The 12,399-nt window shown below is 47.7% G+C and carries 9 protein-coding genes; 7 read left to right on the plus strand and 2 right to left on the minus strand.

All coding sequences use genetic code 11. The annotated features are described in order from the left end of the window. The first annotated feature begins 17 nt into the window (after positions 1-17). From M3661_RS02970 to M3661_RS02990, 5 genes are all read left to right on the plus strand, one after another. Entirely contained in the window at positions 18-974 is a 957-nt protein-coding gene (locus tag M3661_RS02970; protein WP_065291988.1) for an ABC transporter permease, read from the plus strand. A 16-nt stretch (positions 975-990) separates the two neighbouring features. Beyond that, positions 991-1,911 carry an oligopeptide ABC transporter permease gene (gene opp4C / locus M3661_RS02975; protein WP_065291987.1) on the plus strand — a complete coding sequence of 307 codons (921 nt, stop codon included), beginning with the start codon at positions 991-993 and terminating at the stop codon, positions 1,909-1,911. Between the two features lie 9 nt (positions 1,912-1,920). Continuing rightward, positions 1,921-2,904 carry an ABC transporter ATP-binding protein gene (locus M3661_RS02980; protein WP_021256989.1) on the plus strand — a complete coding sequence of 328 codons (984 nt, stop codon included), beginning with the start codon at positions 1,921-1,923 and terminating at the stop codon, positions 2,902-2,904. Next, positions 2,901-3,869 (plus strand): ABC transporter ATP-binding protein, encoded by a 969-nt coding sequence (locus tag M3661_RS02985; protein WP_065291986.1) that lies wholly within the window; start codon positions 2,901-2,903, stop codon positions 3,867-3,869. The genes M3661_RS02980 and M3661_RS02985 overlap by 4 nt, the downstream gene beginning before the upstream one ends. Before the next feature lie 159 nt (positions 3,870-4,028). Next, positions 4,029-4,574, plus strand: coding sequence for a dihydrofolate reductase family protein (locus M3661_RS02990; RefSeq protein WP_065291985.1), 546 nt, complete (start codon positions 4,029-4,031; stop codon positions 4,572-4,574). 150 nt (positions 4,575-4,724) lie between these two features. On the opposite strand, the gene ilvD is transcribed toward M3661_RS02990, so the two are convergent. Beyond that, a complete protein-coding gene (gene ilvD, locus M3661_RS02995) occupies positions 4,725-6,410 on the minus strand; it encodes a dihydroxy-acid dehydratase (RefSeq protein ID WP_251482240.1) in 1,686 nt (561 codons plus the stop codon). 287 nt (positions 6,411-6,697) lie between these two features. Further along, on the minus strand, positions 6,698-7,789 hold the full coding sequence (locus tag M3661_RS03000; protein ID WP_065291983.1) for an acyltransferase family protein: 1,092 nt from the start codon (positions 7,787-7,789) through the stop codon (positions 6,698-6,700). A 1,118-nt stretch (positions 7,790-8,907) separates the two neighbouring features. Between M3661_RS03000 and M3661_RS03005 the strand changes: the two genes are divergently transcribed. Continuing rightward, the gene (locus M3661_RS03005) at positions 8,908-9,918 is read left to right on the plus strand and encodes a 2-oxoacid:acceptor oxidoreductase family protein (protein ID WP_065291982.1); all 1,011 of its coding nucleotides are present in this window, start codon (positions 8,908-8,910) and stop codon (positions 9,916-9,918) included. A gap of 29 nt (positions 9,919-9,947) precedes the next feature. After that, the gene (locus M3661_RS03010) at positions 9,948-12,254 is read left to right on the plus strand and encodes a thiamine pyrophosphate-dependent enzyme (protein ID WP_065291981.1); all 2,307 of its coding nucleotides are present in this window, start codon (positions 9,948-9,950) and stop codon (positions 12,252-12,254) included. Positions 12,255-12,399 lie beyond the last annotated feature (145 nt).

Genomic DNA, 12,399 nt, shown 5'->3' on the forward strand with positions numbered 1-12,399 from the left:
AGCTAGGAGGAATAATTATGAAGCAATACGCCATTCGGCGGCTGTTACAATTGGTTCCTACGATAATAGGGGTATCCGTTATCCTGTTCGCCGTATTTGCATTGGCACCGGGTAACTTTATCGATTCGAACCCGACGATTTCCAAAGAGCGCGCTGCTGAACTTAAAGCGATTCATGGTTTGGACAAGCCGCTTACTGAGCGTTACTTCACTTGGGCGAGCAATACACTCAAGGGAGATCTGGGGATGTCGATACAGCATAAGCAACCGGTTACAACTGTACTTAATCGCTATATGTGGAATTCCTTTATGATCGCTGCAATCGTATTAGTTTTATCATGGGCAATAGCAATTCTTGTCGGTGTATTTTCTGCTATCAGGCAATATTCATTTTTTGATGGGGTAGTTACGTTTCTCGTATTTGCCTTAATGTCATTGCCATCGTTCTTTGTTGGCTTATATGCAATTAAAGCGTTAGCTGTCGACTTCAAAATATTCCCTGTTGGCGGAATGTACACCTCCGGAAGCAATGCTACCGGATTGGCGCATTTTTGGGATTTGGTTCATCATTTAATGCTGCCAGTCATCGTACTGACTGCACTGAGTGTAGGCTCACTTACTCGTTATTTCCGTACGAGCATGCTGGAAGTTATCCGTCAGGATTACATCCGTACTGCACGTGCAAAAGGCTTGAAAGAAAGAACGGTTATTTTCAAACACGCGCTTCGCAACGCAATGCTGCCTGCAATTACGTTGCTGGGTATCGAGCTTCCGGGATTGTTCGGTGGCGCAATGATTACAGAGAAAATCTTCAACTGGCCGGGGATCGGTCGAATTAACTTAGAAGCAATCACGTCGCGTGACTACTTCCTGTTGATGGGCTTCACGATGTTCTTGGCATTGCTCACTGTAGTCGGTAACTTCTTAGCTGACGTGCTGTACCGCGTGGCTGATCCACGTGTACGCATGAAATAGAAAGGGGAAAAAGCTCGTGTCTCAAACTGCTACTAATTCTGCGGCTGCAACAGCTGCATCGAAGACGAAGCCTGCTTCCCCGTGGAGGTTGGCATTTAAGCAACTTAGCAAGAACAAATTCGCAATGGGCGGAATTTTCGTTGTAGTCTTGATGTTCATCATTTGTTTTATTGGTCCGCTGTTCTCGCCATATACTTTGGATACAATGGGCCCAATGAAAAATAAAGGTCCTTCAGCTACCCACTGGCTTGGTACGGACAACCTGGGGCGCGATATCCTGCTGCGGGTAATGCTCGCAGGACGAGTATCCTTGATCGTCGGTCTCGTTGCGATGATTATCTCTGTCACAATCGGTAGCACACTAGGAGCACTTGCCGGTTACTATCGCGGGTGGGTTGATTCCATCATCATGCGTCTAGCAGATATTATGATGTCGATCCCTAGCTTGCCGCTCTTGATCATTCTTGGTGCGGTACTATCAGATATGAAGGTTCCGCCGGACAAGCGGATTTTCGTCGTTATGTTTTTGCTCGGATTCATGAGCTGGCCAAGCTTGTCTCGTCTCGTGCGCGGACAGATCTTGATGCTGCGTGAGCAAGAGTTCATGCAAGCGGCAGAAGTGCTCGGTCTGCGTGACCGCCGCAAAATCTTCCGTCACTTGCTGCCGAACACGATTCCGATCATCATTGTCGTAGCCACATTGACGGTTGCGGGTGCAATTCTGCAAGAGTCGGTATTGAGTTACTTGGGTCTAGGGGTTGTGCCGCCGACGCCATCATGGGGGAACATGATTACGGCAGCGAACAACTTGATTGATTTCCAGAAGCGTCCATGGTTGTGGATTCCGCCGGGCGTATGTATTTTCATGACAGTAATTGCGATTAACATCATTGGTGACGGCTTGCGGGACGTCCTCGATCCGAAAATGAAGAGGTAGGGATACGTTATGTCAAATAACTTGATCGAATTTCGCAATTTGCGGACGAATTTCTATACTAGCAGTGGCGTCGTAAGAGCGGTCAATGATGTCAGCTTCTCGATTAAAGAAGGAGAAACGCTGTGCGTCGTTGGTGAATCCGGATGCGGAAAAAGCGTAACAGCGATGTCTCTTATGCGTCTTGTCTCACCTCCGGGTAAAGTGGAGGGTGGACAGATCTTATATAATGGCAAAGACTTGCTTGGAATTAAGGAACGTGAAATGCGCCAGATCCGCGGTAACGAAATCGCGATGATCTTCCAGGAGCCGATGACGTCTCTGAACCCGGTATTTACAATCGGGGAACAGCTGACAGAACCGATCCTGTTGCATAAAGGCGTTACGAAGAAAGAAGCCAAAAAACGTGCGATTGATCTGATCGAACTGGTCGGCATTCCACGTGCGGCACAAATCTTCGATGCATATCCGCATGAGCTTAGCGGTGGTATGCGTCAACGGATTATGATCGCGATTGCGCTTAGCTGTGATCCGAAGCTTCTCATTGCGGATGAGCCGACAACAGCGCTCGACGTAACGATTCAAGCACAGATCTTGGACTTGATGCGCAACATTAAGAAGGAATTCAATACGGCGATTATGATGATCACACATGACCTTGGTGTCGTAGCGGAAATGGCTGACCATGTTGTCGTTATGTATGCAGGTAAAGTGATTGAAGAAGCTCCTGTGCTTGAGCTCTTCAAAAATCCGAAGCATCCATATACGCAGGGCCTCTTGAAGGCAAAGCCGGTCATCAATGAGCGTATGGAGCGTCTATATACGATTCCGGGACAGGTTCCGAACCCTGTTGAACTCGGAGAGAACTGTTATTTCAATGATCGTTGCGAGCATTGCATGTCCATCTGTACGGATAAGCAGCCTCAGCTTAAGGTGTATGACAACAAACATAAGACAGCATGCTGGCTGTATGAAAAGGGAGGGGACGTACAATGAGTCAACAACCGTTGCTACAAGTAGACAATTTGAAAAAATACTTCCCCATCCAGGGCGGTATTTTATCCAAAACGGTAGGCCATGTTCGTGCGGTTGACGGTGTGTCTTTCAGCTTGAATAAAGGGGAAGCGCTTGGTCTCGTAGGGGAATCCGGATGCGGAAAGTCAACTACAGGACGTACGATCCTTCGCTTGCTCGACAAGACCGATGGACAAGTGTTGTTCAACGGTGTAGAGATTCATGACTTGTCGAAAAAGGATTTACGCAAAATGCGTCCGAAGATGCAGCTTGTGTTCCAGGATCCATACAGCTCCTTGAACCCACGCATCAAGATTGGCGATGCAATCGGCGAAGCCCTGATCGACCATGGCATTTCTTCGAAGAATGAAGTGCGCGATCGGGTCAAAGAGATTTTGACGATTTGCGGCTTGGCTCCGTATCATATCGATCGCTACCCGCATGAATTCTCTGGTGGTCAACGCCAGCGTATCGGGATTGCGCGCGCCTTGGTGCTGAACCCTGACTTTATCGTAGCGGATGAGCCGGTATCGGCGCTCGACGTATCGATTCAAGCACAGATCATTAACTTGCTGAGTGATCTGCAAGAGCAGAAGAACCTGACGTACTTATTCATTTCACACGATTTATCCGTCGTTGAGCATTTGTGCAACCGTATCGGGGTTATGTACTTGGGCTCGCTCGTTGAGATGGCTCCTCGTGATGAATTGTTCAGAAATCCGCTTCATCCGTACACGAAGGCATTGCTGTCTGCAGTGCCTGTACCAGATCCAACACGCAGGCCTGATCGGATCGTATTGCAGGGAGATATTCCAAGCCCGGCGAATCCACCATCCGGCTGTAAGTTCCATACGCGTTGTCCGTTTGCGACAGACATCTGTAAGCAGGCGGTTCCGGAGTATCGCGATATGGGCGGCGGACATCAGGTTGCTTGCCATTTGGTCTAATTTGAATAATTCTCGTTATTTGCAGGCTGTCTCATCCAAGATGAGGCAGCCTGTTTTGCGTACGGTGGCAGAGAGAACTTTCCTTTATTAATATGACAGAGGATGACATCATTAAGGTCTATAATGAGGGAAACAAATCAATGAAAGGGGAGGCCATTTATGGGGCGAAGAATAATTCTTGATTTAGCCGTTACGATAGATGGTTTTATTGAAGGGAAGAATGGGGAAGTAGATTGGTGCATGATGGACGCTGAGATGGGATTTACTCATTTCTTACATCAAATTGATACGATTTTGTATGGAAGAAAAAGTTATGATTTATGGGGACAATTTACGCCAGGAAGCGAAAGTACGGAAGCTGAAAAAGAAATGTGGGAACTCGTGCACAGTAAAGAGAAGTATGTGTTCTCCAAGACGCAAAAAGGAACTGATAATCAAGCGATATTCATAAATGACAATATCCTTGAAGAAGTAAATACATTAAAGAATAAGCCTGGTAAAGACATCTGGCTGTATGGTGGAGCAAGCCTTATCACAACTTTTATCCGTTTAGGTCTTGTTGATGAATTCAGATTATCCGTTCACCCTGTTATTTTGGGTGAAGGGAAACCATTGTTTATGGATATAAAACAGAGGTTGAATGTAAAGTTGGTTCATACAAGAACATTCTCCTCTGGTGTTGTACAACTAATCTATAGAACATAATATTGCATGTCAATAATCAAAACTATCATCATGAAGATCGGGATTGGATCCAGCATTGTATAGCCTACAATTTATTTTTGCAGAACAAGAAGCCCGCTCGGTATAGCAGAGCGGGCTTCCTTATTGCAACAATACGTATTAAAAATAGAATTAGATCTTTAAAATACCGCCTTGGCTTGCATTCGTAACGAGCTTGGAGTAGCGGGCGAGATATCCGGACTTCACCTTCGGCTCGAAGCCTTTCCAACCAGCACGACGTCGTTCAAGCTCTTCATCGGATACTTGGAGCTCGATCTTGCGGTTGTTAAGGTCGAGTTCAATAATATCCCCATCTTCAACGAAGGCGATTGGACCGCCTTCTGCTGCTTCAGGCGAGATGTGACCAATGCTGATGCCGCGGGAAGCGCCAGAGAAGCGTCCGTCTGTAATCAGACCTACCTTAGCGCCTAAGCCCATGCCGACAATTTGCGAGGTTGGAGCAAGCATCTCAGGCATGCCTGGACCGCCTTTAGGGCCTTCATAGCGGATGACTACTACATGGCCTTCCTTGACTTTGCCGTTCGCGATACCAGCCAATGCTTCGTCCTGGGAGTCGAAGCAGATTGCAGGGCCCATGTGATGTCCGCCAACGGATGGATCAACCGCGCCTACCTTAACAATCGCGCCTTCTGGAGCCAGATTGCCGAACAGAACGGCCAAGCCGCCGCGCTCGCTGTGCGGGTTATCCAAGGTGTGAATCACATCGGTATTGAGAATTGGGCTGTCCGACACATTCTCACGCAATGTATTGCCTGTTACGGTAATGCACTCGCCGTGAAGGGAGCCTTCCTTCTTGAACAGCTCGTTCAGAACCGCGCTAACGCCGCCAGCGTTGTGCACATCTTCAATATGATAATCGGAAGCAGGCGCAATCTTGGCCAAGTGAGGCACACGCGCTGCTACTTCGTTAATACGTTCAATTGGATATTCAAAGCCAGCTTCTCTTGCAATAGCAAGCGTATGAAGCACCGTATTCGTGGAGCCGCCCATCGCCATATCAACGGCAAAGGCATTGTCGATAGCTTCCATTGTTACGATGTCGCGCGGCTTAATGTCCTTCTCAATGAGACTCATCAGCTGCTTCGCGGATTTCTTGACGAATTCGCGGCGCTCAGGCGCTACAGCAAGGATCGTTCCGTTGCCCGGAAGCGCAATTCCGAGTGCTTCTGCCAAGCAGTTCATGGAATTGGCTGTGAACATGCCGGAACAGGATCCGCATGTTGGACAACCATACTGCTCCAATTCTTGAAGTCCTTTATCGTCAATCTTGCCGGCTTGATAAGCACCAACACCTTCGAACACGCTGGAGAGGGAGATGGAGCGGCCGTTGGAATCCTTACCAGCCTTCATTGGCCCGCCGCTGACGAATACAGTCGGGATGTTGACGCGCAATGCGCCCATAATCATACCTGGTGTAATCTTGTCACAGTTCGGAATACATACCATACCGTCGAACCAGTGTGCGGATACAACGGTTTCAAGGGAATCCGCGATAATCTCACGGCTTGGCAGCGAGTAGCGCATGCCGATATGTCCCATGGCAATCCCATCATCGACGCCAATGGTATTGAATTCAAATGGAACGCCGCCGGCTTCGCGAATGGCTTCCTTTACAATTTTACCGAATTCCTGCAAATGTACATGACCGGGAACGATATCGATATACGAGTTGCATACTGCAATGAACGGCTTGTCGAAATCTTCTTCCTTAACGCCTGCGGCACGCAGCAAACTGCGGTGAGGCGCACGATCAAAGCCCTTTTTAATCATGTCTGAGCGCATCTTTTTGGCTGTCATATGGTAAACCTCCATCTCATGTCCTTCCCGTCGCGCGGGACGAGTCCTATTTTTCTAATTCATGATTAATAGATTACAACTACTTATATTTCTAATGGTTGCCAATGGGTTTCTTAGTAGTCTATCACAACTGTTGGGGTTTTTCTACCAATCCATTCTAGGCGAACACGCTGTTGCACGCACAAAAACACCGCAAGAAAACAGCATGCAAAAATGCAGATTCTCGCGGTGTTTGGACAATGATTGTGGGCTGAAATCAGCTCGTATGTGACAACAAGAATAATCGATTAGCTGTGCTTGATTTTCGCGCGCAAAAGCTTATGGCGTATCCATCCAGCAATCGCATCCCACTTCGGCTCAATAATTGGATGGAGCCATGCCGTAACCTGCGGCTGCGCCAGCAGAACAGCACCGACAATGGACGCTGTGATCAGCAGTGCTGCGCTCCAGCCTGACGTAATATGGGCATATACACCTGTCAGCACGACGAACCGAATGATTAGCCCATGAAGGAGAAACACGTACAAAGTTCGCTTGCCTAAGCTCGTTAAATGAGTTTCCCGTATTGGCACCCAAGCCAAGAAGGCAGCGGAAGCTACTATCTGCGTCAAGTAGATGACGGTACGGTTGAATAGGGCAAGCCAACCGGACTGTGTCCATCCAAGCTCATGGAAGGTCATATGATTCATGAACCAGATAGGATTAATAGGCTCAGACATCACGTAGAGCACGACAAGCAGTGTTATGGATATGGAAATCCCTATATACCGCACGAACGGTGTCAGCCATGCCCGAAATCGCTCATAAGAGAATGTGTACCCAATAACGAAGAACGGCAAATAGACGACCGAACGAGAAATGCCGAGCCATGCGCCCTGGAGCGGCAGAAAGCCGACTAGAAATCCTAGTACAATGGAGATAAGCAGTGGATGACTTATCGAAAAACGCGTGAACATTTTCATCATAAGTCTCCAGAATAGATGGCCGACTAAGAACCAGAGCAGTAAATATGGAATGAAAAAGGAATGACTAATGCCAGGTACGCGAAACACAAGATAATCAAGCAGCGAGTAGATCGTTTGAAAAATAATATATTGAAGTGCGATTTGCTTCAGGATACGAATACCTGCCGCACCGTTTAGATTGCTGCGTGCAAAATATCCTGTGATGAACACGAATAAAGGCATGTGGAACGTAAAAATCCAAAGGAAAATAGCTTTCATCTCAGGCATGCGCATGATGAGTGGTTCAATCGCATTGCCGACAAAGACGCATACAATTAGTAGAAATCGCAAATTTAAGCCGAACGTCTCTCCACTTTTCTTTAACGTTGACGGCCCGCATCCGGGGGCAGTGGGGATACTAAGGTGCTCCCGCATGATGGTTCCCTCCTTACCTAGGTGTAGTCGGTTTACGGATTTCTCTTTGAATGTGGCACCGTAAGCCGGCGAGCTCATTAGCTGTCATTTATAGATTCAACGTAACATAGAAGGTAAGCATACATTGTGATGTTAATCACAAATAACGCTTTCAATTGTGCCCATTGTTTGCAGCCAGTTAAGACTGCTTAATTCAGTTGACTAGTTGGCAAATATAGGGTTATGATAAGCCGTAATAGAGCATATTTCTACAAGAAAAGAAGGGAGATGACAATTGCAACCGCTACCATTTTGTGGTGCGTAATTTGATTCGTAATAACTCGTGACAACCGTACTCCTTCTTAATTTGGGGCTGCGGATATTTGCTAGCATTGGTATATTCCTTTTATGGATAGAAACATAGCATTTCCCCAACATTGAGAGAGCTGCTTATCATCGGCTCGCGCGCTTGCAATGGATTCAATTAGGCATGATTGAGCCCCGACAGTCATAACATAATAGACCTCTAGCATATATGTTACGAACTATGACACATGTCTTTATTTGAGGCAGATCATAACTTTTTGAATCAAATCTTACTTCGGCACACGGTATCTAATCCGTATGCGTGCATGATCATGCATGGCATTGCACGACTTTTCACCTCAACCTTCAAGGATCTATTGGATTCTCATTCTCACATTACCACGCATCTGGGCTGTCTAGTCTTTTCATTCTATTAGATTGCAGTCATTCATTATTCACATTTCATCGATTGGTCAATTTACCCTTAGTCATTAGTGACATAAATCATACTTTGTACCATTCCATCAGACTTACCATTTTGTCATACCGTAACAAGTGCGAGTTACCAATGTTTCATTTGTGGTGCATTCGTGGTGCAGCGCAGATCACTTAGAACTGGTTCGTCACATTTAGTGCGGGTAAAGTGGTGTATTTTGCTGCCCGAATTCAGTCTAAGTTAACCTGCATCCTGCAAATCAATGCGGACGATGTGAACAACCTCCACCATTTTCGGTTCTATCTGTCTACGAGACAGCTGCACATAACGACAAAGGTTCTGCTCCCAGCGTTGTAAGCGCCGTTAGGGGAGGAGCAGTTAGGAAAGGAGTGCCTACATGGTTACACTGCCTAAAGTAAATGATCTAGGTTTTTTTGAAATCCGATTGGAATCAATCGGGGGGCTTGGAGCGAATTTGGCCGGCAAAATGCTGGCTGAAGCTGGAGTTACCGGCAGCGATTTGAACGGCGTCAGCTTTTCCTCATATGGATCAGAGAAAAAGGGTTCTCCAGTTAAGGCGCACATCCGGTTCTGCATGCCAGAAACGCTAATCCGAGATACGACACCGGTGGAACGTCCTCATATCGTGGGTGTTTTTCATGAGTCTTTATACAAGACAGTCAATGTAACGAGCGGCATATATGAGGACAGCCTCATACTCGTCAACTCTGCCAAATCTCCTGAGGAACTGAAGGAGAAGCTGAAGCTGCCGGGTGGAACCATCGCGGTGGTCGATGCAATCGGAATTGCATTGGAAGAGAAAAATCGCGTGAATATGGCGATGCTCGGTGCGCTGTTCCGCTTATGCGACTTCTTGGATGCGGAGCAAATGAAGAGCGTTATTCGCAAATCACTGGAAAAAAAATATCCGGGGGCGGTTCAGCCAGCGCTGAATACGTTCCAACGTGGATATGATGAAGTGAAATTCCAGTCATTTTCCTTCCCTGAGGGAGTTCTGCTGCCGAAGCCAATTCGTTGGGATACGCCAGCGCTTGGATATGAGACGCAGCCTATCGGCGGTACCGTCGTGAATCCAGGCAACTCCATTTTGAAGGATCTAAGCATCTCTCGTGCCGGTATGATGCCGCACTTTGCCTCAGATAAATGTATTCATTGCGCGGCCTGTGATAATGTGTGCCCTGATTTTTGCTTTGTGTGGGAAGAACAGCCGGACAAGAAGGGTCGACCGCAAATGTTCCTCCAAGGCATTGATTATCAATATTGCAAAGGCTGCTTGAAATGTGTATATGCATGTCCTACAGAAGCATTGACCGATGAGCGGGAAGAGGACGGATATGCGGATGAACATCGTGTTCCGCATATGTTCGAGCTGGCTGAACGCCATTGATAGATAGAAGGTAAGGAGGATGAGTAGCTATGGCAATTGAGTATGAAAAAGAAGTGACCGGCGGTACGGTTGAGCAGCGGATGGTGTATGAGTCAGGCAATGAAATGGCTGCATATGCCGCACATCAAATTAATTATCATGTTATGGGCTATTTTCCGATATCGCCATCAACAGAAGTGGCACAATTCCTTGATCTGATGAAGGCGAACGGACAGCATGACATTAAGCTAATTCCAGCAGACGGTGAGCATGGATCGGCAGGAATATGCTATGGAGCCTCGACTGCAGGTGGACGGGTATTCAATGCGACGAGTGCGAACGGATACATGTATATGCTTGAACAAATGCCTGTCCAATCAGGTACGCGATTCCCGATGGTCATGAATTTAGTGTGCCGCTCCGTATCGGGTCCGTTGAACATCCATGGGGATCATTCGGATTTGTACTTTGCACTGAATACAGGCTGGCCGATTCTGCTCTGCCGAGATCCACAAGCGGTGTACGATATGAACATTATGGCGCTTAAGCTTGCAGAGGATCCAGAGGTTCGGCTTCCAGTGCTAGTTGCATTCGATGGCTACTTCACCTCGCACCAGAAGCGGCGTGTTCAGACCTTCGCGAAGCGAGAAGACGTACATCGCTTCGTTGGCGAACAGCCAGTGCGCGGATTCGCTGATACACTGGATCGCAATAATCCGATCACGGTAGGGCCTTATATGAATGAGCCGGATTATATTAATAACTGCTATCAGCAGTCCATGGCTATGTATAAGGCAGAAGAGGTATTCGATCGCATCCGCACCGAATATGCTGCGCTGACGGGACGAGATTATCCGATTCTGGATTTATATCGGATGGAGGATGCAGAAGTAGCTGTATTCCTGCTTAATTCCGCAGCGGAAATTATTAAGGATGTTGTCGATCAGCTTCGGGAGCAGGGAATTAAAGCCGGTTCCATATCGCCGAACATCATCCGCCCATTCCCAGCGAAGGAGATAGCGGATGCGCTGGCTCATATTAAAGTCGTGACAGTGGGAGACCGTGCTGATTCTTATGGCGGTCACGGCGGCAATATGGTCAATGAAGTGAAGTCGGCACTGTTCACGCATGGTAACCGTGATACGATGATTATCAGCCGTATTTACGGGCTTGGCGGCAAGGATTTCTATGCTGAGGATGGTCATGCACTGTTCGAGTGTGCCATTGAGGCAGCACAGAAGGGGTATGTGGAGAAGCCATTCGATTACCATGGTCATACGCCTGGTGACCCAGCCAAGGCCCCGCAGCGTGTCATTGAACCGATGAAATATGAAGATTTGAAGACAGGACTAATTACGGTGAAGCAGGATGAGGAGTCCGGCAAGCTAAGAGTCCGCGTTCCGCCGCTGCGCCAATTGACGAAGAAGCCGAAGCGAATTGCTCCAGGCCACGGCGCGTGTCCAGGCTGCGGCATCTTTTCCGGTCTTGAGCTGTTCTTCAAGGGGATCGAGGGGGATATTGTAGCACTGTTCCATACGGGCTGCGCAATGGTTGTCACAACCGGGTATCCTTACTCTGCCCACAAGGCGACATATATTCACAACCTGTTCCAGAATGGGGCAGCAACGCTGTCCGGAGTCGTCGAAATGTTCTGGGAACGGAAGCGGCGCGGTGAGCTGGATCACCTGAACCTGCCAGATGATTTCACGTTTGTGATGATTACAGGCGATGGCGGGATGGATATCGGTATGGGGCCGGCGATTGGAGCGGCTCTGCGCAATCATAAGATGATTATTTTGGAATACGATAATGAAGGCTACATGAACACGGGTGCGCAATTATCATATTCGACTCCGCTTGGCCACCGCACTTCGACCTCTAACGTAGGCAAAGTGCAGGCGGGCAAGATGTTCCATCATAAGGATACCGCGCAAATTATGGCGGCAACGAACATTCCATATGTCTTCACAGGCAGTGAAGCATTCCCACAGGATTTGCTTAAGAAGGCGGCTAAAGCACAATGGTATGCTCAGAATGAGGGGCTTGTATACGGCAAAATTTTAATTACCTGTCCTCTTAACTGGCTGTCCGAAGACAAGCTGGGCACACAGATTGTCAATGCAGCCGTAGATTCCTGCTTCTTCCCGTTGTATGAAGTGGAACAAGGGGTTACAACAATTACGTACAATCCGGAGGATAAGAATAAGAAAGTCCCGTTACTCGAATGGCTGGTTATGATGGGCAAGACGAAGCATATGAGCAAGCCGGAGAATGCAGAGGCGCTGCAGTCGTTCGAGCAAGAAGTAGAGCGGCGCTGGAATGTGCTCAAGGCGAAGAGCGAGAACCCGTATCTATAATAAGCTAGGTATATATTTTACTCAATCCATATAGGCCTGAGAACGCATCTGTACTTGATGCCTTCTCAGGCCTTCTTCGTAGGAGCAGAAGAATAGCTTGTCAGTGTGGGATCGCGCATGCCGCCCTTGAAATCTTTCCCTAGAT

The organism is Paenibacillus sp. MER 180, assembly GCF_023713665.1.
GTDB lineage: Bacteria > Bacillota > Bacilli > Paenibacillales > Paenibacillaceae > Paenibacillus_B > Paenibacillus_B suaedae.

What these genes read in the sequence shown, in the direction of transcription:
- M3661_RS03005 (WP_065291982.1), top strand. Translation starts at nt 8,908, where the DNA reads ATGGTTACACTGCCTAAAGTAAATGATCTAGGTTTTTTTGAAATCCGA.
- M3661_RS03000 (WP_065291983.1), bottom strand. Translation starts at nt 7,789, where the DNA reads ATGCGGGAGCACCTTAGTATCCCCACTGCCCCCGGATGCGGGCCGTCA.
- ilvD (WP_251482240.1), bottom strand. Translation starts at nt 6,410, where the DNA reads ATGACAGCCAAAAAGATGCGCTCAGACATGATTAAAAAGGGCTTTGAT.
- M3661_RS03010 (WP_065291981.1), top strand. Translation starts at nt 9,948, where the DNA reads ATGGCAATTGAGTATGAAAAAGAAGTGACCGGCGGTACGGTTGAGCAG.
- M3661_RS02985 (WP_065291986.1), top strand. Translation starts at nt 2,901, where the DNA reads ATGAGTCAACAACCGTTGCTACAAGTAGACAATTTGAAAAAATACTTC.
- M3661_RS02990 (WP_065291985.1), top strand. Translation starts at nt 4,029, where the DNA reads ATGGGGCGAAGAATAATTCTTGATTTAGCCGTTACGATAGATGGTTTT.
- M3661_RS02970 (WP_065291988.1), top strand. Translation starts at nt 18, where the DNA reads ATGAAGCAATACGCCATTCGGCGGCTGTTACAATTGGTTCCTACGATA.
- M3661_RS02980 (WP_021256989.1), top strand. Translation starts at nt 1,921, where the DNA reads ATGTCAAATAACTTGATCGAATTTCGCAATTTGCGGACGAATTTCTAT.